The organism is Actinomycetospora rhizophila, from assembly GCF_042657905.1.
GTDB lineage: Bacteria > Actinomycetota > Actinomycetes > Mycobacteriales > Pseudonocardiaceae > Actinomycetospora > Actinomycetospora rhizophila.
On the sequence record NZ_JBHSKG010000019.1, the window covers coordinates 119,425 to 142,194 of the forward strand.

Here is a 22,770-nt window from a genome sequence, read left to right on the forward strand (position 1 = left end):
GGGGCATGTCGTGAGCAAGGCGTCCGGAGCGTTGGCCGACCAGTGGAAGGACGACCCTCCGAGCCGTCACCTGTGGGATGTGAGCGCGCCGGAGTACTCCAGCGCGCAGATGCCGAAGGCGGCCCGGCCGTTGGCCGGCATCCGCTCGGCGCGTGGCCTCGAGGCCTGGATGCTCGTGGTCCCGGTGGACGCGGTCATGCTGCTGGCGCCGGCGCTCTGGGCCCTGGACGCCTTTCCGGCGCTCCTGGCTCTCTCCGTGGTGTCCATCGGTCTCCTCGTCGGCCGCGGCCGCTACCGGGCGAAGCTCCACCTCTCGGTGCTCGACGAGCTCCCGGGCCTCTTATCGCGGGGCCTCACGGCAACGGCGGTCGTGGCGCTCGCCTTCGTCCTGCGTCACGACGCCACCGCCGCCATCGACTTCCTCGGCCTCGCCGCCACGAGCATCGGCCTCCTCGTCGCCGGCAGGTTCGTCACGACGGCCGTCATCCTCAACGCCCGCCGACGCGCGGTCGTCGCGCACCGCACTGTCCTCATCGGAGGCGGCGAACTCGCCGCCGAGATGGCTACGTTGCTGGAGCGCTACCCGCGCTACGGCCTGTCCGTAGCCGGCTTCGTCGACGACGGCGACCGCTGCGAGGCCTCCTTCGTGACGTCTCACCTCGGGGCCATCGAGGACCTCGAGCTGGTCGTCGCGGCCAACGACATCGAGGTTCTGCTGGTCACCGAAGGGCATTTCGACGAGCTCCAGCTCCTCGACTACGTCCGCAAGCCCGACTGCTCGGCCTGCGACCTCTTGGTCGTTCCGCGGTTGCACGCCTTTCACACACAGACCGGCCACGCCGACCACATCGGGTCGATCCCGGTCATGCGCATCCGCAACCCGTCCCTGTCGGGCGTGGCTTGGCGGATCAAGCGAGCCTTCGACATCGCGATGAGTGCCGCGGCCCTCCTGCTCCTCTCGCCGATCCTGCTGGCCTGTGCGCTCGCGGTCAGGCTCGAGGGTGGCCCGGAGATCATCTTCCATCAGACGCGCGTGGGGCGTGACGGTCGAACATTCGCGTGCCTCAAGTTCCGATCGATGAAGCCGGCGACGGAGGCTGAGTCGGCGACGAAATGGAACATCGGGACGGACAACAGGGTCGGACCGGTCGGAAAGGTCATCCGGCGAACCTCACTCGACGAGCTCCCACAACTCTGGAACATCCTTCGCGGCGATATGACGCTCGTCGGGCCGCGACCGGAACGCCCGCACTTCGTCGAGCGATTCTCTGTCGAGTACACCCGCTACGCTCACCGCCACAGGGTTCCAGCGGGACTGACCGGTCTCGCTCAGGTAAGTGGGCTACGGGGCGACACCCCCATTTCGGACCGAGCTCGGTTCGACAATTACTACATCGAGAACTGGTCGCTGTGGCTGGATGCAAAAGTCATGCTCCGTACGGTGGGAGAGATCTTCTTGGCCCGTGGCCGGTGATCTCCACGTCGAGGAGCATGCGGTCCGGCGATCAGGAATGGGGGGTTGATCTCGCACGAGGGTCATGTTGTACATCTGCTGCCGGGCGAGAGGTGACGTCCGTCTCGAAGAGGGCAGTGGTGGAGCAATAGCTCCTCCCTACGGTGAAGGAGACGCGTGGAACTCCGAGACTACCTACGTATGCTCCGTCGAGGGTGGGCGACCATCCTCCTCGTCACGATGCTCGGCGTGACCATCGCGTCCATCTACATCGCGCTCGCGCCGAAGCGGTTCGAATCGTCCACTGCACTGTTCGTCACGACTGCCAATCCGGCGACGATTGATGATCTTCAGCAAGGCTCGAATTTCTCGAGCACCGCGGTCGTCACCTATGCGCAGATCATTGACTCGAGCACGGTCCTCGATCCGGTATCGACCGAACTCCGGCCTCAGCGTAATGTCGATGACCTGGTGGGCGCTGTGTCGGCCTCGGTGCGTGAGGACACGACCTTGATCGATATTGGTGCGGCGGCATCGGACCCACGGTCGGCCGCCGCCATCGCCAACGCCACCGCCGACAGCGCGGTTCGGATCATCCCTACGTTGCAGACCAGGCCGGATGGCTTGCCTCTCATTCGGATTCAGCAGATTCGTCCGGCCGCCGAGCCCGTCACTGCCGCGAGCCCCGATGCGCCGAGAATCCTGGCGATCGGGCTCGTCGTAGGACTGTTCGTCGGACTTGCCGGAACGATAGTCCGACAGTCGACAGACCCGCGCGTCCAGCGAGCTGACGATCTTCGGAGCCTCACGGAAGTGCCAGTTGTTGCGACACTGCCGTCGTCGCGGGGCGCTCGAAACGGGATCGTCGCGAGGGATGCCCCCTCCTCACCTCTCGGGGAGGCCTACCGGACGCTGCGGACCACCATAGAATCGCTCGATCCGCAGCGTCCGCGAAGCATCATGTTCGCCGCAGCTAGTGGAGACAGCGCGGTACAGGTGCCGGCGAACCTTGCGTGGACATTCGCGCAGAGCGGTCGGCGGGTGGTCCTGGTAGACCTCGACCTTCGAGCGCGGGCAATCGCGGAGGCTTTCTCCGTCAACGAGAGCGCCGGAATCTCCGACTTACTGATCGGCCACGCGGACTTGGACGACGTGGTCCGCTCGACCACCAATCCCAAGCTCGATGTGATCACATCCGGCGCAGAGCACGCCGTGGCACCTGACCTGCTCGGAAGCGAGGTCCTGCGTGGCATGTTCCGACGCCTCGAACGTGACTACGACATCGCGGTGCTCCATGCGCCGGCAGTGCTGGCCTTGGCGGACGCGGCCATGCTCGCCGGCGCTGTCGGGGGGACGTTCCTGGTCGTCCGGGCGGGACGCACTCGGAGTGAGGACGTGTCCTCGGCACTCGAGACCTTGGCCAATGTGCGTGTGCGGCCCCTCGGCCTCGTCCTGACCGACGTGCGCGGTCCGGAGGCTATCCGGTCGACAGGGGCGGTTCCCGGACCTTCTCCAGGGGCTCTCGACAGTCCGACGCTGCGCCAGCGCCCCCCGTCGGCGGCCGGGCCGCGGACGACCCAGGTGTCACAACCACGGCGGACCGGCCCCGGTGTGCGGCCGAACTGGACGGGTTGACCGTGGCCGGTGTTCTCGTCCATGAATGGATTGCCCAGGCGGGCGGTTCCGAAAATGTCCTGCAGGAGATGAGCGAGGCCTTCCCGGACGCAGAGGTCGTCTGTCTCTGGAACGAATCGACTGGTCGGTTCGAGACTCGGCGTGTACGCCAGTCGTGGCTCGCTCGAACTCCATTACGGCGACACAAGGCGCTTGCGCTGCCTCTCATGCCGCCGACCTGGCGGCTGCTCCGTGACCACGCGTATGACTGGGCGCTCATCAGCTCGCACGCGTTCGCCCATCACGCTCGGTTCCGGGGAGCACCTGTCGGGTTCAGACGCATGGTGTACGTTCACACCCCAGCCAGGTACGTGTGGACGCGCGCGTTCGACGCCCGTGGTGACAACCCATTCGCCCGTGTCGCCTCTCACGCACTGCGGCCGCTTGACCGACATCGTGCCCGGGAAGGTGCGGAGTTCGCTGCCAATAGCGAGTTCGTACGCGAGCGGATCCGGAACGTGTGGGGAGTGGATGCACGAGTGATCTACCCGCCTGTGCAGGTCGAGCGGATTCAATCGTTGTCCGACTGGCGTGAAAAGCTTGACGATGTCGACGCACTCATCATCGGGAGTCTGCCAGAGGGATACCTTCTCGGCGCCTCGCGGTTCATTCCGTATAAGCGACTGGAGCAGGTCATCGAGGTCGGCGAGGCCACTGGCCGACCGGTCGTGCTCGCAGGCAAGGGCCCGAGCCGATCCGTACTCGCAGAGGCGGCGGCGCACGCGTCGGTGCCTGTGCACTTTGTCGATGCCCCTTCCGAGGCGCTTCTATATGCCCTCTATCAACAGGCTTCTGCCTTCGTATTCCCTGCCGTCGAGGACTTCGGGATCATGCCGGTCGAAGCGATGGCTGCAGGCGCTGCAGTGCTGGCCCAGATAGAGGGTGGAGCCGCCGAGAGCGTGGTGGAGGGCAGAACCGGGTCCCTTATCGACTTCCGCTCACCAGCGGAGATGCGTACAGGTCTCGACCGAGCGCTCGCCACCGACCGGGCTGACCGCCTTCAGCGAGCCAAGGAGTTCGGCGCGGAGCGTTTCCGGGGTGACATCCAGTCCTGGGTGGGAGAACGATGAACGTCCTGATCAACCAGAGCTACGCGCCGCAGCGGGTCACGGGGCAACAGCGGTACGCGCGTGAGATCGCAGATCGGCTGGCTTCGACGTCGTCGTTCGACGGTCTCCGCCCGGAGGGCCTGTGGGCGTCGTCCACATTGTGGGTCTGGGCGTGGGTGCAGTGTGTTCTGCCGCTACTGGCGCGCGGGACGACCGTGCTTTCGTTGACCTCGCGTGCGCCTTTCTGGAGACGCCGCCACGTCCTCGTCGTGCACGACCTCTTCGTCCTGACCAACCCCAGGTGGTTCTCGCGTCGCTATGTCTGGACGCATGCGCCGCTCTTGCGGGCGCAGATCCGCAGTGCGGCAGCTGTCGTGGCGGTGAGCGGGCCTACTGCGGATGCGCTGCGTCCGCTTCGGCACGACACGGTCGAGGTGGCGCCGAACGCACCAAGTGAAGTCTTCCGTGATCGACCGGATCTCCCGGACGACCACGCGCTGCGACGCCTCGGGGTCCAAGCCGGCTCGTACTTTCTCGCGGTCGGTAGCCGGGATCCACGCAAGAATCTCGCACGGCTGGCTCGTGCCTATGGCCTTCTCGATGAGGAGGAGCGCCGTCGGAGTCCGTTGGTCGTGGTCGGAGCTGCCGCATCGATCTACCGGTCCGAGGAGCTGGTTTGGCCAGAGGGCACGATCGATGCCGGCTACGTCACGGACGACGACCTCCGCCAGCTCTATCGGCATTCTCGCGCGGTCGTGCTGGTAAGCCTGGCGGAGGGGTTCGGCCTGCCACTCGTCGAGGCGGCAGCCGCGGGCGCGCGGAGCCTACTGGTCTCCGATCTGCCCATTTTTCATTGGATCTGCGCGGGTGCTGCTCGCTACGTCGATCCGCTGTCTTCGGACGACATCGCCGCTGGCCTCCGACTCGAGGTCGCGAAACCGCACGAAGAGGAGGTGAACCTTGAGCGATTCGACTGGGACGCCAGCGCCGCCGTCGTTCGCGAGGTCTGCGGCCGGGTCCACCGAGCCGGACGTGCATGACGAGGCCTCTCGCAGAACGACACTCGCGGTGGTTCTGGCCTCGGCCGGCCGGCCGGCCCTGCTGGCCGACGCGTTGCGGTGCTACGAACAGCAGGAGGAGGTCGACTTCCGAGGGATCATTTCGGTGCCCGACGAGGCCAGCCTCCCGGACGAACCGTCGTTGCTCTACGGGTGGGAGATCGTGAGTGGCACACGGGGCCTCGCGGCGCAACGCAACGCCGGGCTCGATCTCCTCGACGACGTGGAGATCGTCGCTTTCTTCGACGATGACGCCGTCGCTCGCTCGGACTACCTCGCACGCGCCGTGCGATTCCTTGCGGCGCACCCCGAGGTGGTCGGTTTGACCGGTCGGGTCCTGTTAGACGGGAAGATCACCGGCGAGATCGATCGGACTACCACCGATGCGGTCCTCGAACGGTCGGCCAGCGAGGCCAGGTCTGACGCATGGCGTCCGACCCGGGAGCTCTACGGGGCCAACTTCGTCGTCCGTCGTTCGGCGGCACCGTCTCTGCGTTTCGACGAGCGTCTCCCGCTCTACTCATGGTTGGAAGATCATGACTTCGCGCGACGGCTGATGCCTTTCGGGCTTCTTGCCCACGTCGACGATTGTGTGATCGTCCATCGTGCCGCAGCCTCCGGGGGACGCCAGAACCACCGGCGCCTCGGTTACTCGCAGGTCATGAACGCGATCCACCTTGTCCGGAAGGGAAGCTTTCCGGCGTGGCTGGCTGCTCAACAGATCTTTCGACCCGTCGCCAAGAACGTCGCCTTGTCCGTTGCCGGTCCGAACGCGTCCTGGCGCAGGCAACGCCTCCGAGGCAATTTGATGGCGGTCACAGACGTCGCACGGGGGCGAATCACACCGGAACGCATCACGGAACTGTGACCAAGCAAGCTGATGACGCCCGCGACGGCGCTTTCGGGGAATCCTTCGCTGTACCGTCGAGCACCCCGATGTCGACCTTGAGCATCGTCATACCAAACTTCAACTACGGCGCGTTCGTCTCGGACTCGGTACGCAGTGCCCTGGCGGTCGACTGGCCAGATGTGGAAGTGATCGTGGTGGACGATGGGTCCACCGACAACTCTTTGGAGGTGCTGAGAAGCTTCGGAGACCGGATCACAGTTATCAGCCAGGAGAACGCGGGTCCCCGCGTGGCTTGTAACCGCGGATTCGCTGCAAGCCGAGGCGACGCGGTGATTTTCTTGGATTCCGATGACGTCCTGGAACCGACCATTGCCCGCGACGTTGCCGTAGAATGGCGGGTCGGCGTGAGCAAGGTCCAGGTTCAGATGTGCAGGATAGATCGCGACGGGCGTGCAATCTCGCGCCCGTTCCCGGCCTACCGTCGGGTGCCGTCGCCGGAGCAGATCCGATACTGGATACGCGCGACTTCGGCGTATCCGACCCCGCCGGGATCAGGAAACGTCTACGCGCGTTCATTCCTCGAACGACTCTTCCCGCTCGACGACCGTTGCGGAGATGCAACGGACTCCGCGTGTCTTGCGGCAGCCCCGTTCCTCGGCGATGTCGTCACGATCCCGCGGGCTCTGGTTCGATACCGAGTGCACGGCGGCAACCGCAGCAGTCTGCTGGCCAGTCCCGACCGGTTCCGTCGCCAGATCGAGCGCGCTCATCAGCGTCAGGGCCTTGCTATGGAACTTGCGGGTGACGCATGCGAGGACGAGGTGATAGCCGCACTTCGCCGCGGACGTCATCTCCTGCAGATGAGGGTGGCCGAGCGGCGGCTCTGCGGGGGCGAGGCACCGATCCCGGGAGACAGTCGGCTGCGCATCGCCTGGGACGCAGTCCGTAGCGTTGCTGCGCCCGGTCCGGAATCCCTGCTCCAGCGCCTCGCTGTAAGCGCGTGGTGCCTTGCGGGCCTCTTCGGCCCGCAGCTGGTCTTGCAACGACTCGTGACGTGGCGGTTCACGTGACGAAGACGATCACTATTAAGCGCCTCGAGGAGGCCACATGACCGAGATGTACGTTGGCGGGCAGTATGCGGAGTCAAACCCCACCTGGCACGCCGAGGATGCACCGTGGAAAGCCGAGCAGGTCGCGGGCATACTCGCGGACAATGAGATCGAGGTGTCGAGGGTCGCCGAGATCGGCTGCGGTACCGGAGAGATCCTGGTGCGCTTGGCCGGTCGGTTCCCCACGGCGATCTTCTACGGCTACGATGTTTCCCCTCAGGCCATCGAACTGGCGGCGAGTCGAGTCAGGCCTGGTATCGAGTTCTACCTTGACGATCCTCTCGGGAAGTCTGGCCATGACTATGACGTCGTGCTGGTGGCGGACGTCATCGAGCATGTCGAGGATTATTTCGGGTTCGTCCGTGGTGTGAAGGACCTCGGGACATGGAAAGTGTTCCACATCCCGCTCGACCTCTCGGCGCAATCGATCGCGCGGATGTGGCCGATCATGAATTTGAGGGCGGGAGTGGGCCACATCCACTACTTCACCAAGGACACGGCTCTGGCTCTGCTGCGCGACTGCGGTTACGAGATCGTGGACTGGCGGTACACCGCGAGCCGTCTGGAACTGCCTAACCAAGCCCTCAGCAGTCGGATCGTGTCGGTCCCGAGGCGCGTCATGCACAAGCTGAACGCGGACTTGGCGGTCCGAGTCCTCGGGGGGTATTCACTGCTCGTCCTCGCTCGCTAGCGTCGGCTCAGACCGCCAGTCGGTACCAGGCGTCCCAGTCCGACATGGCCCGGAACCGACGCTCGTAACCGTTCTCGATCAGGAGGTCATCCAACTCCCGCTGAGTGTCGTCGCGCCCATTGTGTTCGACCGCGAGCAGTCGTGGCCGACGTCGAGCGAAATTAAAGGCCCGGAGAATTCGTAGCTCAGTGCCTTCGGTGTCGACGCTCATGAAGTCGAATATGGTCGGCGCGCCGTATTCCTCGAGGAGATCGTCGAGGCTGACGGTCGGAACACCGACTGTACGGACAGTCGTCGATCGGCGGGACTCGGTGTGCAGATCAGAAATAGCGTGATCGACCACGGTTGATAGCTCTGCGTCACCGGTGAGCACGAGGTTGACCTCCTCTCCCGAGGCATCCCAAACGCAGCGCGAATCGACATCTGCGGTGCGCGTCGAGCGCAGCGGTTCGATCAGGTCAGGATTCGGTTCCGCAAGGATGCCGGTCCACCCGAAGCGGTCCTCGAGCAGTTTCGTGTTGCTGTGTAGGGCACCGTCATATGCGCCGAATTCGACGAAGTAGCCGCCTTGGTGCAGCTCGAGCTCGTAGAGCACCCAAAGATCCTGAAGAATCTGCCCTCTGGCCAGTGGGCGCATGCTCGCGCAGAACGCGAGGAATCGCGCGTCATCCGAGACGTTGTTTCGCCAGTGATCGTGGAAGCCCACCATCGCGAACAGCGCCCGAGCCGTACGCGGGGTCTTGCAGAGACGGTTTGCGGCCGTCACGGCTGCGCGGTGGAAGAGTGATCGAGCATCCATCATCGTCCCCCTGTGTTCGGGTCAGCGGACATCTCTCGTTAGCGTGCGCCGAATCCGGCGCACGCCGTAGGCGGCTTCCACGAGGGCGAGCAGCGGTCGGCGGAACGGGGTTCCGGACCGGGCGATCTCGCCCTCCCGCCACATGCTGGACCCCTGCAGCGCGGCCAGTGGTCCGTTCCACGGCCGCGGCGCCCAAGTGGTCTCGACGCCGAAGCCCGAGGAGCGGGCCCCGACCTGCAGGGCGTGGCCGTGCTCACGGTCTGGCCATACGACGGCCCGTTTGAACGCTCGCCAGGCGCGGTCGGCGTCAAGCGTGACCTGTCGCGCGGCTCCTGGAGCGAGGTTGTCGAGGTAGGCGAGAACACCAGCGAAGACAGAGTTCGGCTCCGGGGCTAGACGGCCTTGCCAGTCCGCGACCTCGACCTCGAGATCAGAAAGGGTACGGCCGTCGATCTCCTCGAACGCGCCGACGGAGGGCAGGTCAGGCTCGAAAAGCCATTCGATGAAGTGCCAGTAGCGCAGGAGTGCCGTCCGACGCTGCAACGGCGAGTAGCCATCGGCCTGCACCGAGAGCCCGAAGGTTCGCTCATGGTGGGCTCCGGGCCGGTACGACCGCGCTATCAGCGCTGAGCTGACATCGAGGTCGGGCAGTCCCTCCGCGACCAGAGCGCGGGTCGTGCCGTAGAGGCCTGTATCGACGAGGATCACCCGGTGACGTCCCCCTGCCGCGTCGTGGAGGTGGCGCGAGAACCGAGCGGCCTGTGTTCGGAGGGCCGTCAGGAGGGGCTGACCATCTGCGTGTCGGAACAAGTGTGTCAGCCCGGAGGGTGTGATGGGCTCGTTCCACGGACCGCCTCGTCCAGCCGGCGGCATGCCCGTGACAGCGCGGGCGACGTCGGCCACCGTCGAGTGCCGGAACTCGTAGACCAGTGTCGAGGCTACGTTGGGTCCCAGCCCTTCGGCTTCGTCCTCGATGCCACGGACGAGCGCCGGGCGGACCGCGGCCAGCCGCGACACCATCAGTGGTGCCATGGCCACGGGTGTAGTCAGTTCGCAGGCCGCGAGAAATCGGTCGTATGCCATCTGGATGCGCAGGCCACCGCGCGCGCAGAACAGCATCGATGTCTCGGCGGGCCGCTCGAGCAGCGTGCTCAGCGCCCAGAGGCGTAGGCAGAACTCCGCGACGATCGGGCCGAGGACGTCCCTGCCGATCTTCTCCGCCGGCGCGTAGGGGCGGGTCATCGTGACTCTCGGATCGAGTGGGGGAGCGAGGATGCCTTCCCCGCGAGCTTGACTACCCGATGGTGGAGGCCACGAGGGAGGTGAACCGCGTCCCAGCCCGCCTCTCGGGCCCGTTGAACGTCGGCCGAGGGGTCGTCGCCGACGTGCAGGACGTCACCGCCTGAGAGCCCCTCACACCTCGTGACTTCTGCAAATAGTGCCCCGCTGTGTTTGGTGAGCCCCACGTCGGCACTGGCGTACACCGTCTCGATGGGGTGTTGCCCAATGACGAGGTCGAACAGCCGATGTAGGTCGTCCTCGGCGTAGTAGGTGTCCGAGACTGCGATGATCCGGGTGCCCCGCGCAGCTGCGCGCTCGAGGAGCGCCAGGAACGGCCGATTGGGGTGCAGGTGCTCCGCGTCGACCTCGACCTCGGCCCGCCGCAGCGCTTCGGCCGCGTTCGGACCGAGGCCGACGGCAGTCGCGATCGTGTGGTCGATGGAGGTGAGCGACGCGTCCCCGGTCGGCCGCTCCATGGCGACAGCGCGGTACGCGAGTGCGTGGATCGTCCGGCGAAGGTACGCGAGAGTTCGCGGGTCGACACCCAAGACGGGCGCGACCCTTCTGCACGCCATCGTGAATCGGTCGCGTTCCACGCTGTGGTCGCGCAGCAGCATCGTGTCGAAAACGTCGGTCGAGATCGTCGTGTGGCGAGGCAGAATAGATTCCTCGACGACTCGCATCGGCATTACTTCAAGCCCTCCGGACGCGGAGCATTAGGCTTTCGTGTCGGAACATCCTCATCAGTTGGGTACTTGCCGCTGAAGCTTACTGTGGACACGTCGCTTCCTAACGTCCACGTCATGGCCCCCTTGGTGAATGATCCGCCCGGCCGCCTACCCTGACTGCGTGACGTCCGGGGGGGAGGCTGCGCCGACGCTGCGTCGCGCCGTGCTTCTGATGACGGCCTCGAGCCTGCTCGTTCCAGCGGCCGGTGTCCTGACTCAGCCGATTTTGGCACAGGCGCTCGGCGTCGAGGGCCGGGGCGCCCTGGCGGCGGCAATCGCGCCGGCCGTCCTGGCGATCTCGGTGGCGACTCTCGGGCTTCCGGACGCGCTGGTGTACTACCTCGCCAAACGCCCCGGGCTGACTCGCAAGGCCCTCATGTGGGCGGCCCTCATGTCGGTGGTGCTGGGGCTGGTGTGCCTCTTGCTGACCGTGCTCGCGCTGCCCTTCCTCTCTGGCGGGGACGCGGAGTTGGGCAGTTTGATCGTCCTGGGCATGTCCCTGACGGTGCCAGCGCTGCTCGTTGGCGTGCTGCGAGGTGCAGCCACCGGACGACAGATGTGGTCCGCCGTCGCATCGGAGCGCCTCGTCAACACCGCACTGCGCATCGTCGCTTTCGTCCTGCTTTGGGTCCTCGGCGAGCTCACCGTGCTTGCGGCCGTGCTGGTCAGCACGCTTTCTCCGCTGGTGTGTGGTGTCGTGTACTGGCGGCTGTTGCTTCGGCCTCCGACCGATGCCCGTGAGGTGTCTACCGACCCGGCGGACGACCCGTACCTCGACCGCCTCGCGGACGGGATCGCACGACCGTTGGTGTCCTACGGCAGCCGTGTCTGGCTGGGTTCTGTCGCGGAGATGCTCCTGTCCCGCATGGGTCAGATCCTGATGACGCCGCTGGCCGGGGTCGTCGAGCTCGGCTTGTTCAGCGTTGCGACCACCATCGCCGACCTGCCGCTCATCCTGGCAATCGCCATCCAGGGCACGCTGTTCGGCTTCAACAGCAAGACTCGGGACGCGGGGAAGGTCCAGACGACAACCCGGCTCACCGTCCTCGTGACCATGGCCGGTTGTGTCGTGCTCGGAGGAACGCTGCCTTTCTGGATCGGGCGGCTGTTCGGTGATGAGTTCCAGGCGGCGACCGTCCCGACGCTGATGTTGATGCTGTCGGCGATCGTCTGTATCCCCGGCCTGATGGCCGCTGTGGGTCTGAGTGCGTGGGGTCGTCCGGGTCTACGTAGCTCGGGTCTCACCATCACACTTGCGGTCAACCTCGTCGTCCTGCTCGTACTGGTCCCGGCCCTGGGCGCGATCGGAGCGTGCTGGGCGAGTATCGCGAGCAATGTGGTGATGTCGAGTTACATGATCGTGACGGCGGGCCGGGTGATGAACGTGCGCCGCCGCGATTTCGTGGTCGTTCGGCCTTCGGATGTCGGTCTCGCCTGGCGCGAGGGTCGTCGGTTGCTCTCAGAGCTTCGATCCCGTGGGCGTGGGCGCCCACGGGATCGCAGCGAGCCAGGCGTCGGCGATCGGGGGACTGAGGGTGACGAGTAACGTCCGATCAGCCGTCGGGTGCCATATGTATGCCGCTGCGGCCGGGTCGACACCGGCAGGGCGTCCCTGGGGGGGTAGATCGTTGAAGATCATGCACGTGCTCAAGCACAGCGTGCGCGGAGCCGGCAACGTCCATGTTGCCGTCGACCTTGCCTGCGAGCAGGCCGATCTCGGTCACGAGGTGGCCTTCGTCAGCGCCCGGGGATCCTATGATGATCTCCTGGCCGCCCACGGGGTCGAGGCCGTCGAGGTGCCGGAATCCGGCGGTGCGCGCGGGGCCGTACGCAGCGGTCGGGCTCTGTTGAAGGTCGCCCGTCGATTCCGCCCAGACGTCATCCATGCCCACATGATGTCGTCTGCGGTCCTCGGGTTCGCGGTCTCAAAGGTGATTCGGGCGCCGCTGGTGACGACCGTGCACAACTCTTTCGACGGTCACTCGCGGCTGATGCGACTAGGTCGGATCGTCGTCGCCGTCAGCGAGGCGGAGCGACGGCTGCTGATCTCCCGCGGCTTTCGGTCCACCCGGGTCCGAACGGTCCTCAATGGTCCGGACGGATCTCCCCGGGAGACGTTGGACGGGGAGGAGCTAGGCCCCCTGCAGCGACCCTCGGTCATCGTGCTCTCCGGTCTGCACCCGCGCAAAGCCGTCTCCGACGTGATCACCGCGTTCGCCGCAGCGGCTGCAGAGTTCCCTGCCTGGCACCTCAACATCGTGGGCTGGGGAGCCGACAAGGATCGGCTCGAGAAGTTGGCCGCCGATCTCGGTCTCGAACAGTCCGTGCACTTCCTCGGATCGACGTTGACGCCACGCCCCCTGCTCGAACAGTCTGAGATCTTCGCGACCGCGACCCTCGCAGACCCGTGCCCACTGACCGTGGGGGAAGCCCGCGCTGCGGGTTGCGCGGTCGTGGCGACCGCCGTCGGAGGCATCCCGGAACTCCTCGAGTACGGCATCGCGGGCCTGCTCTCCCCGCCGTCGGACCCGGAGGCCATGGCGATGTCCCTCCGTACATTGATGGCCGATCCGACGAGTCTCGATCGATGGCAGGCTCAGGCGCTTGACGGTGCTGAGTACCTCACGGTCCGCCGCATGACCGAGGACTACCTCGACGTCTACGCGGACGTGGCGCGGAGCGGAGCCGGCGTCGCAATGAGTCCGCGGACCCGTGGTTGAGACGATCGTGACCTCGACGCGCACACGTCTGCGACTCGCCTACTTCGTGCCGCCCTCGCGGCACTTCGCCGGCATCGAGCGGGTGGTGCACGAGATCGCGAGCGGCATGGTCGAACGCTACGGAGACGTACTCGACGTGCACGTGCTGTTCGCCTCGGACTACGACGAGCCTCTCCTCGCCTCTACTCGCTACGTCCGGCACGTCCTCGGTGTCGACCGGCTGCGCGGACTCGCCATCGCCCTGCGGCGCCGGGTCGCGGCCGAGGACGTGGACATCCTGGTGTGTCCGCAGATCGAGGCGTCCGTCATCGCCTGGATCGCCACACGAGGTCTGCGTCTGCCGTACTTCGTTCCGCATCTGCACGGCAACCCGCGCTTGGAGGAAGCCGACGGTACTCGCCGGACCAGGGCAGCGTTCGCACTCTTCCGTCGTGTGGTCGCAGCGCGGAGTGCGGGCGTCCTCGCAGTGTCGCCGTCACTGGCTCGCTACGCCGCTACCGAGTTGGCGCCGACGCGCGAGGTGGCCTTCGCGCGCAACCCGGTACGAGCGATGGGCACCAAACTCCGTGAGCCCTCCACAGATGACGCTCGCTTCCATCTCCTCTGTGTGGGACGGCTGTCACGTCAGAAGGGACAGGACATCCTCCTGCGGGCGCTCGCGCTCGCTCGAGCAGACCTTCCACCCGTGACACTGACACTCGTGGGGTCCGGCCCCGAGGAAGCCTCGCTGCAGGAGGCCTGTACGCGCCTGGGGCTGGACGATGTGGTCGAGTTCATCGGCTACACCTCGGAACCGGAGGCCTACTTCCGAGCGGCCGACTGCCTCGTCCTCCCCTCGCGGTGGGAGGGCTTCGGAGTGGTCCTCGTCGAGGCCCTGCAGACGGGGCTCCCGTTGCTCGCCGCGGATTGCGACTTCGGCCCGGCCGACGTCATCACCGACGCCCGTATCGGCGAGCTGGTGGCACCCAACGACGAGCATGCGCTCGCCGAGGGCCTCAAGCGGGCTGCCGCGCGCGGGTGCGATGGCGAGGGCGAAGTTTTCCGACGCGAGGCGGCGAAATCTTACGGGCCCGGCGAGGCAGTTCGCTCGCAGTACGACGCGCTCCGCCGCTTCGTCCCGCTCTTGCCCGGCCGCTGACCCTCGGCACGGCGGGCGAACCCTACGCTAATCGGCTGAAGCGCCGGCAGCGAGTGCTTCTTCTGCGTGAATAGTGGACACGCGCGCAGTCGGTTGGTACTCGAACGCTCCCTGACGACCGAAGGACTCGACGCCCCACTCCCGCAGTTGGGCGATCGCCTTGGCAGCCCTCTCGCCCGCCCCGCCCGAGTAGACGGGGTAGGCGTTGGTGAGTACATGGTGGCCCTCCGCGACGAGATCGCCGAGGAACAAGCCGTTGTTGACAACGTGCCGACGGAAGTCGTACTCGGCCTGCTCCGCTGTCGCCACGCGGGTGCCGGAAATGACCTCGACGGCGAAGTACTCGCGATCGTTACGCAAACCGTAGAAGTCCGAGTACACCGTGAGACGCTTCCAAGCGCCTTCGTGGGAGAAGTTGTAGAGGATCGAATCGTCGAATCCTCTCCGGCCGGCAAAGCTGAAGAAGAGCGTGATGAGAGTGACTGTCGGAAGGTGTTTCTTGGTATCCAGGCCGCATAGTTCGCGGATGCTGTCGACTGGGATGGTCGACACCAGTCGGGTGGACGACACCACGCGATCTCCGACGTCAACGGTGAAACCGGTCGAGGTGCGTGCCACGCGCCGGGGCTTCGCTCCAAGCATGAATTGCGCCCCCCGCTCTTCCAGTGCGGCCACTGCTGGGGCGTAAAGTTCCCCGAAGCCCTCCGGGGGTCGGGCCAGTTGCTGGTTGGTCGGTGGGGAAGGCTCCTCGCGGCAAAGTGCCGCCAGGCCTGAGCGGATCACACGTCCCGGCTTCGCGTTTTCCGCGATCCACAGCATCCGTTTCTGCGCGAAGCTGAGATCGATGCGCTCGGCAGGAAGGCCGCAGAAGCGCTCCATGTAGTTCTCGAGGCCGGACCGTCGAAGCATTCGGGTCCCGATCCACCGACGAGCGAAATCGCGGGCGTTCCTCATTCTGCGATGCGCCACCCGGGCTAGGAGGGCGCTGCCCAAGAGGCGCAAGCACTCCCACAGTCCAGCAGCGAGAAAGTCCTCGCGGAGTGAGAACGGATAGCGGGTGACGGTGCCCTGCGGGTTGATCTTTGACCAGCTGGGTTCGATCGGCACGTACCGTGGCAAGATTTCTGGGAAGTGTCGGAGTAGAGGCGAGTCGTCCTGAAAGATCAGGCTTCCGACGTCGAAGGTGTACTCGCCGACAGACCAGTCGAGGTGATTTCCCCCGACCTGTGGGTATTCGTCGATGAGGAGAACTCGGTGTGCGCCCTGGACGAGAAGGATCGAGGCGGATACCAGGCCGGTGATGCCGGCGCCGAGCACCACCGCATCGTAATCGGAGTTTAGTGATGGGAGCTTCTCGTTCCCCGCCACACGCCCCCCTGTTCGTTGTCAGACCCCACCCGTGGACAGACCTAGAACGACCTTCGTCGACGCCCGCAGAACATTACCGCACTGCTCTGGGCGTCCCTGTATCGGAGGTAACTGGGCGAGCAGCCCGAGACAGGGCTCGGAGACCTCCTCAGTCGCGACGTTCTCCGTGATGCCTCACTGAACGCCGGACAGTCCGACATCGAGGAGGTGTGTGTCGGGAAGCAAAGAGCTGAACTCATCATCCGAACGGCGCAGTGGGGCTTCCGCAGAGTAGTCCGGGCAGAGACTGTGGGTGCCACCTCAGCAGTAGACGCTCGACTCTATCCTGGTCCCTGAGCGGGGAAGGGGGCGCACGTTGGGGGGGATGTGCAGGATGGCCGTGTCCAGCCCGCGTGGGCACCCGTGAAGCGCCTCAGCGTCGTGGTCGTGAACTACAACTACGAACGCTTCGTCCGTGCTGCGATCGACAGCGCCCTGGCCGTCCGGTGGCGCGATGTCGAGGTGGTCGTGGTCGACGACGGATCCACCGACGGTTCACCTGCGCTCATCGAGGGCTACGGCGATTGGGTCAACGTGGTGCTCACCGAGAACGCCAGCCAGCGAGTAGCCGCCAACCGGGGTTACGAACGCACCACGGGAGACGTGGTGGTCTTCCTGGACTCTGACGACGTGCTCCCTGCGGACCTGGCTGAGAGGCTCGCCGAGGTGTGGTCGCCGAGCGTGAGCAAGGCTCAGTTCAGGATGCAGCGCATCGATGAGAGTGGTGTCCCGTTCGGCGAGCCGTTCCCGGAGTTCGACCCGGTCCCGACGTCTTCGGAGATCCGGCGGTGGGTGGAGGTGACGAGCGCCTACCCCACGCCGCCGGGTTCAGGGAACGCGTACGCGAGGTGGTTCCTGGACGAGATCTTCCCGATCGGTCCGGAGCTTGGGGCCGCCTCCGACTCGGCGTGCCTGGCTGCCGCGCCGTTCTTCGGCGACGTGATCACACTTCCCGAGGTCATAGTCGGCTACCGGCGCCACGGGGCGAACGACAGCCACCTGATGGCGGATGGTCGGCGCTTTGCCCGCGAGGTCGTCCGGGCGCGCATGCGCTGGCGTTTTGCGCAGGAGGCCTACCTGCGCCGCAAGGTCTCCGCGAAGGACGAGGCACCCCTCTACCGGAGCCGCGAGCTCCTGCAGTTGCGCGTCGCGGCCAAGCGGGTCGCCCCGGACGAGCCAGGGTTGCCGGCAGACGGACGTGTCCGGATGTTGTGCGACGCGATGCTCGCACCCTTCCGGCCGGGGCCCGAGAGCGTGACCAGACGGCTGGCGATCTCGAGCTGGTGCGTCGCGGTGTTGGTCGCTCCCGAACGTTTGGCGCGTAAGCTGCTGGCCGTTCGATACGGTCGCTCCTCGTGAGGCCGCGGGTCGGCCGAGGGGGATCCACGTGACGTCGCTGACCTTGGTGACGCTCCTGGTCATGGCCTACGGCGTCGTCAACAGGGGCGGATACGGGCGGGCGCTGGCTCTCGGCGGCGCGACCGCGGCGGGCGCTGCCGTCGCCCTCGGCGGCGTCGCCATGCCGACCTTCTACGTCACGGCGCTCGGTGCGGCCGGCGCGCTCGTGCTGGCGCTGCTGGGTATCGGCGGTCTTCGCCAGTCACGGCGCGAGCCACTGCCGCCCGGCGTTCCTCTTCTCGTGCTGATGCTCGCCTGGTCCGCTGTGGTCACGTTGCTCGCACCGGTCTTCTTCTCCCGCATGTTCGTCAGTACGGCGAAAGGTCGTGCCCAGCTCCTTGCGGGTTACGTCACTCCGTCGAACGTCGCACAGATCCTTTATCTTGCGCTGGGAATCTGTGTCGTTGTCTTCCTTGCGCGGTCTCCGTACTCCCGCCCGGAGCTGATCGGTCTGCTGGTATTCACCACGACGATCCTGTCCTTCTGGCGCTACCTGCACGGCGAGGTCGGCGTGCCCTTCCCCGAGGGGTTGTTCGACAACTCACCGACCTTGGCGTTCATCGAGACCGCGCCAGGCGGGGAGGAGCGTTTTCGCGGGATCTTGTCCGAACCGTCCTCGTTGGCTGCGTCCTGCCTGATCACCATCGCCTACGGGCTCTCTCGTGCCCCCCGCGTCCAGGGCTGGCGACGCGCCGGGGTCCTCGCCGTCGTTGCCGCGGCCGCGTACATGGGCTCGATCTCGACATCGACCACGTTCGTCGTCGCCGCGGCGGTCGTTGCCGCCCTCGCCGTCTCGAGCCTCCTCGGCAGTCTGCTGTTCCGACGAGCGCGGGTGACGGTGACGGCAGCGGTCATGGCTTGCGTCGCGCTGATGGCTGCGATCTGGCTCCTTCCGGCAGTCGTCGGCTATGTCTCCGCGACCGTCGGCGACAAGGTCGGTACGGCGTCCTATGACGAGCGGTCGATGGCGAACACGACCGCCTACGATCTCTTCTTCGACACCTACGGATACGGGGTCGGGCTGGGGTCCAACCGAGCGTCGTCGTTCCTGCCCGGTCTTCTGAGCACCGTCGGCTTGGTCGGCACTCTGCTCTTCGCGGCGGCCGTAGCCATGTTGATCAGCAAGACGGCCTCGGTCCCCGCATACCGCCCGGTCCTCTGGGCGCTGGTCACGATGCTCGTCCTGAAGCTGGTTGCCGGCCCGGACCTGTCGGACCCGAGTGGGGTCATCTGGATGTCCCTCGGTCTGCTCTCGCACGCGGCGGTGCGCGCGACACCGCGGCAGAAGGACCTGGCCTACCGACCACCGGATGTGGACTTCCTTCCCAGCGTGGCGCCCGCCAGGCAGGGCGCATGGTGATCGAGATTCTCGCGTGACGCACGATCAGCGGCAGGATTCCCCCGACGAGCCGGACCGAGCGGTACGCAGGCGGACGTCGAGGAATGGTCGAAGATGGGTTGTCGCGCTTCTCGTCGTGGTCGCGCTCGCCGCGACGATGATGATCGTCTGGCGGACTCACAGCGGAGCCCTCGAAAGCACGATCGGTTCGGCGCGTGTCACGGCCAGCTCGGCGGCGCCCGGGACTTCCCCGGGGGACGCGATCGCTCAGAGCGGATCGGGTTGGCGATCCGCTGGCGAGACTGCCGGCGCCTGGCTGGACCTCGCGTGGCCCACGCCGCACACAGTGCACCGGGTCATCATCACGCGCAATCCGCTCGTTGAGCCGGGGTTGAATGAGGGGTATCTGGCTTTCGGCGACGGCTCTTACCAAGAAGTCCGGCTGTCCTCCACTTCCCCGACGACAGAAGTCGCGATCACGCCTCGCTCGATCGACCGTCTCCGCTTCACTGCGACGGCCACGAGCGCCGGGGCCCGCGACGTGACGATCGCCCGACTGGAGGTGATCGACACCGCCAGCACGCGGGACGTGGCCGCCGGTGCTCGCACGGATGGGAACATCGCCCCTGACGCCGTGGTGACTTCTGAGCCCGCCTCCAGCCCGGGTGATGACAGAGCTCTTGTCGACGGCCCGGGCAGGCCGGGTCCGATCGGACTCGGCGCGGATTGGACCGACACTTCAGCGGCGGCCGGCACAGCAGTAGTCCTGCGATGGAGCAGTCCCAGAGATGTCTCCAGCGTCGAGGTTGCAGGTAGCACCGGAGCCGGCGCTTCGATCCGATCGGCCCGGCTCACGTTCGACGACGGCTCGAGCGTTCCGATGGGCGAGGTGCTCCGCGACCCGGACCGCCCGACGGCGGTCGCCTTCATGCCGAGGACGACGTCCACCCTACGGTTCACGATCGACAGCATCGAAGGCTCCGGTGCGTTGTCCCTCGCAGAGGTGCGGGTCCATCAGCGGGATGCGGCGCCTTCGCGCATCGCTGCACCGACCTCAGCGCCATCCCCGACGGCGGAGCTTCCGCCAGCGAGCTGTGCCGGTCAGCCGGCTGTGGACGTGGCGCTGATAATCACTTGCCCGCAGGCGGACGCCGTCACCGGTGACCACCTGGACCTGCGAGCCGCAGCGGGCGCGGGCTATGTACAGGTCAATGCCCAGGTCTGGCCGGCCGACCCGGTAGCCCCGTCCACGGTCAGGGTCGCGGCGCCCGTGTCGGCGACCGGATCGGCAGTGCTCCCGATCGACCTCGCCGCCGTGCCGCCGGGGCCGGCGACCGTGGCGGTAGAGGCGACGGGGACCAACGTCCCGACAGCTAGCGCCTATGTCCAGATCTATCGACCCGGGCGGCCAGTCGGGCTCTCCACGCCGTCCGAGCCACAAGCATCAGGACGAACCTTGGTCTATACCGAGGAGTTCGATCGGCCTGTCTCGCTCTCGCGTACCGGTCTCGGAGCTGATTACGCCACCGCGAAGCCCACGTCGGACGGTGCTGAGGACTTCGGAGACGCCATCTTTCCGGACCCGAACGCCGGGCTCGGCAACGTGGGCGTTCTCGACGGTCTGCTGCATATCGGGGTCGAGCCGCTGCCGCTCGGCTATGCGGACCCTGTTGGAGGGGGACGCACCTCCATCGGGGGCCTCGTCGCTTCGGCGCGGCCTGGCGGTTCCGGGTTCTCAGCTCAGTACGGCTACTTCGAAACACGGATGTTCGCCCCTGCGTCTCCGGGGACGTGGCCCGCTTTCTGGCTCCTGCCGAACGACAACCTCGTCGAGCCGACCTCTTCTGTGGCCGAAATCGACGCGGTCGAACTCTATGGTCACGAACCCACAGGAGCATGCCACTCCACACACCAGTTTCGGGGCGGAAGTGACGGTGGCACCGCGCACTGCGACGAGCGGTTTCTTACCGCACGCGACGCCATGGCCTGGCACACCTATGGAGTCTCGGTACTCCCGAACGAGATCACCTTCTATATCGATGGACGCGTCGTAGCTACAGCCCCGCAGGTCGACGGTGGGTCGGCGCCGATGTTCTTCCTGGTCGACCTCGCCCTCGGTGGGGGGTGGCCGATCGACCTTCGCGCAGTTCAGGGGAGAGCCGGCCTGTACGTGGACTACGTCCGCGTCTACGTCTGAGAGAACGCCCATGCTGTGGCTCGAAACAGGCTGCGGGTAGCTGGTGTCGAATCTGGTCACGATCCCGCCGCTGCCATGTGGCGTCCGAACATGAAAAGTTCCGCCCACGCCCCCGGGGGGCGATATGAGGCTTTTCAAGTCCACCTGATCGGTTCAGGCCTGACACTCGTGGTGTTCGCAGTTCGAGTGGGACGAGGGTGCCTGGTTGCATCCCGATCACCGGTGCTGCGTTGCAGAGTCGACCTCGTCGTGTTCCAGAATATCGTCGACGCTAGATGACGTGGTGTTACGGCTGAGCTGCGGGCGGCAGAAGACCGCTCGTCACGACTACTCGGGGTAGCCGGCCTGGGACAGCATCGACTTCGCCAGACCGCGCTGACCCGGACGAGCGATGAAGGCGAGCGCCAGCTCCCGAGCAGACATCGGTAACGGGCGCTCGGCAACGGACGGTCGATACGCTCCGCGTTTCATGGCCTCCCCCCAGCGCTTGAGCCGTCCGGCCCGGGTGTCCTCCTCGGCGATAGCCAGCCGGGCCCGATACGCCTCGTCGAGCTCGCGCCACCGGTCGAGCAACCGGTCGAGGTCGCTACGATCAGCATTTCCTTGCTTCGCGACCTGCTCCTCGAGAATCTCGATGAACCGCCGGGCCGCAGATAGGTGTTTCGCCAGGTTGTAAGCAAAGCGATTCCGCGCCGCCGAGTACGCGGCACCAGCCGATCGCCCAGAACGCATCCACCCTGATTCGTTGGTGTCGTGCTGACGGTACCGCGCCAGTTCGTCAGGGAGAACGACGACGATGCCCCTCGTGGTCGCTAGGAACGTGATCCACCTGTCATGCGCGAGTCGCCGACGCGGGTCGATGACGTCGAAGGGTCTGAGCGCGGATGGACTTACATCGAGCAGGTCGCGCCGGAACGTGCAGGCGAAACCAAAGAAGAAGTGCCAAGGGAACAGATCGTCAGGAAGGAGGATGCCGTGGTGCGCGAACTGGAAGCGCTCCTCGCGGTCGCTCCCCTCGGTGAACGACAACGCCTGGTGCGCGACCAGTGCGGCCCCAGTGCGGTCGAACGCTGCGCCGACTCGCTCCAGCTTCTCGGGTAGCCAGACATCGTCCTGGTCGCAGAAGGCGACGTAGTCGCCTCGACAGCGAGCGGCAGCTTCCAGGAAATTGTCGGCAAAGTGCAGGCGCTGGGGGTTCTCGTGGAAATATACCGGGAAAGGCGCGGTCTGCCCGAAGTCCTCGACCACGGCACGTGTGGAGTCTGAAGATTGATCGTCACATACCACCAACTCGTCTGGCAGTAGAGTCTGTTGCGCGATACTTTCGAGTTGCTCGGGGAGATACCGCTCGCCGTTGTAGGTGGCCATTGCCACCGAGATTCCCACGTTCTTCCCTCCGAGGCGCACTGCGTTCCCGTGCTGGCGACCGAGACTCCTGGGACGATACGGGAAGCTGACCGATGCTCTCGCTGCGGGGGACTGGTTGACCCGTACGAAGCGGCAGTCGCTCCATCATCGTCTCCGCGACTCGTGTCGTGGAGTCACACGGCCAGCCGTGTCGCCGCTTTCGTGGTGGCGGTGGTAATTGACCACGAGGCCCTGGACTGGCGGCGTGCAGACCACGAGCGTGGAGCGGAAGGACGTCTCGCGCTTTCCGGCCTCAGTCCGGTGGGGAGGTCGGCGATGGTGACTGGGGTCAGCGGGACGGACGGCGTTCGACTCTCGATCTCGCCTGCGATGCCACGAGCACAGGTATTGATCGACACGACCTCGGCGAGCCGATCAGTGGATCGGCGCGGCCGCAGGCGATCGGCATGCAGCCACAGGGGCGTTCGGTCGCTGTCTGCGGCGCGACCTGTCGTCAGGAATCGCAACCAGT

18 protein-coding genes are annotated in these 22,770 nt (G+C 66.1%); 13 read left to right on the top strand and 5 right to left on the bottom strand.

Annotated features, from left to right (window positions below; genetic code table 11):
- The first annotated feature begins 10 nt into the window (after positions 1–10).
- The 7 genes from ACFPK1_RS27295 (at position 11) to ACFPK1_RS27325 (ending at position 7,884) form a co-directional block, all read left to right on the top strand.
- Positions 11–1,474 carry a sugar transferase gene (locus ACFPK1_RS27295; RefSeq protein ID WP_378024104.1) on the top strand — a complete coding sequence of 488 codons (1,464 nt, stop codon included), beginning with the start codon at positions 11–13 and terminating at the stop codon, positions 1,472–1,474.
- A gap of 156 nt (positions 1,475–1,630) precedes the next feature.
- Positions 1,631–3,088 carry a tyrosine-protein kinase domain-containing protein gene (locus ACFPK1_RS27300; RefSeq protein ID WP_378024105.1) on the top strand — a complete coding sequence of 486 codons (1,458 nt, stop codon included), beginning with the start codon at positions 1,631–1,633 and terminating at the stop codon, positions 3,086–3,088.
- 2 nt (positions 3,089–3,090) lie between these two features.
- Positions 3,091–4,197, top strand: a complete 1,107-nt coding sequence (locus ACFPK1_RS27305; protein ID WP_378024106.1) for a glycosyltransferase — start codon at positions 3,091–3,093, stop codon at positions 4,195–4,197.
- A complete protein-coding gene (locus ACFPK1_RS27310; protein WP_378024107.1) occupies positions 4,194–5,216 on the top strand; it encodes a glycosyltransferase family 4 protein in 1,023 nt (340 codons plus the stop codon). The genes ACFPK1_RS27305 and ACFPK1_RS27310 overlap by 4 nt, the downstream gene beginning before the upstream one ends.
- A complete protein-coding gene (locus ACFPK1_RS27315) occupies positions 5,209–6,102 on the top strand; it encodes a glycosyltransferase family 2 protein (RefSeq protein ID WP_378024108.1) in 894 nt (297 codons plus the stop codon). Before ACFPK1_RS27310 ends, ACFPK1_RS27315 begins: the two co-directional genes overlap by 8 nt.
- A complete protein-coding gene (locus tag ACFPK1_RS27320) occupies positions 6,099–7,154 on the top strand; it encodes a glycosyltransferase family 2 protein (protein ID WP_378024109.1) in 1,056 nt (351 codons plus the stop codon). Before ACFPK1_RS27315 ends, ACFPK1_RS27320 begins: the two co-directional genes overlap by 4 nt.
- A gap of 37 nt (positions 7,155–7,191) precedes the next feature.
- Complete coding sequence (locus ACFPK1_RS27325) at positions 7,192–7,884, top strand: class I SAM-dependent methyltransferase (RefSeq protein WP_378024110.1); 693 nt, start codon at positions 7,192–7,194, stop codon at positions 7,882–7,884.
- Between the two features lie 7 nt (positions 7,885–7,891).
- Here the strand turns inward: ACFPK1_RS27325 and ACFPK1_RS27330 are convergent, their stop codons facing one another.
- From ACFPK1_RS27330 to ACFPK1_RS27340, 3 genes are read right to left on the bottom strand one after another with little or no spacing between them, the layout of a single operon-like run.
- On the bottom strand, positions 7,892–8,650 hold the full coding sequence (locus ACFPK1_RS27330) for an FkbM family methyltransferase (protein ID WP_378024111.1): 759 nt from the start codon (positions 8,648–8,650) through the stop codon (positions 7,892–7,894).
- 54 nt (positions 8,651–8,704) lie between these two features.
- The gene (locus tag ACFPK1_RS27335; protein WP_378024112.1) at positions 8,705–9,925 is read right to left on the bottom strand and encodes a hypothetical protein; all 1,221 of its coding nucleotides are present in this window, start codon (positions 9,923–9,925) and stop codon (positions 8,705–8,707) included.
- A complete protein-coding gene (locus ACFPK1_RS27340; protein WP_378024113.1) occupies positions 9,922–10,647 on the bottom strand; it encodes an HAD family hydrolase in 726 nt (241 codons plus the stop codon). The genes ACFPK1_RS27335 and ACFPK1_RS27340 overlap by 4 nt, the downstream gene beginning before the upstream one ends.
- Positions 10,648–10,813: 166 nt before the next feature.
- Here ACFPK1_RS27340 and ACFPK1_RS27345 point away from each other — a divergent pair, with 166 nt between their 5' ends.
- The 3 genes from ACFPK1_RS27345 to ACFPK1_RS27355 all read left to right on the top strand — a co-directional run bounded on the left by ACFPK1_RS27345 (position 10,814) and on the right by ACFPK1_RS27355 (position 14,550).
- A complete protein-coding gene (locus ACFPK1_RS27345; RefSeq protein ID WP_378024114.1) occupies positions 10,814–12,238 on the top strand; it encodes a lipopolysaccharide biosynthesis protein in 1,425 nt (474 codons plus the stop codon).
- Positions 12,239–12,329: 91 nt separating this feature from the next.
- Complete coding sequence (locus ACFPK1_RS27350; protein WP_378024115.1) at positions 12,330–13,412, top strand: glycosyltransferase family 4 protein; 1,083 nt, start codon at positions 12,330–12,332, stop codon at positions 13,410–13,412.
- Positions 13,405–14,550 (top strand): glycosyltransferase, encoded by a 1,146-nt coding sequence (locus ACFPK1_RS27355; RefSeq protein ID WP_378024116.1) that lies wholly within the window; start codon positions 13,405–13,407, stop codon positions 14,548–14,550. Before ACFPK1_RS27350 ends, ACFPK1_RS27355 begins: the two co-directional genes overlap by 8 nt.
- A 27-nt stretch (positions 14,551–14,577) precedes the next feature.
- Here ACFPK1_RS27355 and ACFPK1_RS27360 read toward each other — a convergent pair whose 3' ends face one another.
- On the bottom strand, positions 14,578–15,867 hold the full coding sequence (locus ACFPK1_RS27360; protein WP_378024117.1) for an NAD(P)-binding protein: 1,290 nt from the start codon (positions 15,865–15,867) through the stop codon (positions 14,578–14,580).
- 471 nt (positions 15,868–16,338) lie between these two features.
- Between ACFPK1_RS27360 and ACFPK1_RS27365 the strand changes: the two genes are divergently transcribed.
- The 3 genes from ACFPK1_RS27365 (at position 16,339) to ACFPK1_RS27375 (ending at position 20,891) form a co-directional block, all read left to right on the top strand.
- Positions 16,339–17,316: a glycosyltransferase gene (locus tag ACFPK1_RS27365; protein WP_378024133.1), complete on the top strand. Its 978-nt coding sequence runs from the start codon at positions 16,339–16,341 to the stop codon at positions 17,314–17,316.
- Between the two features lie 28 nt (positions 17,317–17,344).
- Positions 17,345–18,715 carry a hypothetical protein gene (locus ACFPK1_RS27370; RefSeq protein WP_378024118.1) on the top strand — a complete coding sequence of 457 codons (1,371 nt, stop codon included), beginning with the start codon at positions 17,345–17,347 and terminating at the stop codon, positions 18,713–18,715.
- Between the two features lie 115 nt (positions 18,716–18,830).
- Positions 18,831–20,891, top strand: a complete 2,061-nt coding sequence (locus tag ACFPK1_RS27375) for a glycoside hydrolase family 16 protein (protein ID WP_378024119.1) — start codon at positions 18,831–18,833, stop codon at positions 20,889–20,891.
- Positions 20,892–21,218: 327 nt separating this feature from the next.
- On the opposite strand, the gene ACFPK1_RS27380 is transcribed toward ACFPK1_RS27375, so the two are convergent.
- Positions 21,219–22,259, bottom strand: coding sequence for a glycosyltransferase family 2 protein (locus ACFPK1_RS27380; RefSeq protein ID WP_378024120.1), 1,041 nt, complete (start codon positions 22,257–22,259; stop codon positions 21,219–21,221).
- Positions 22,260–22,770: the final 511 nt, after the last annotated feature.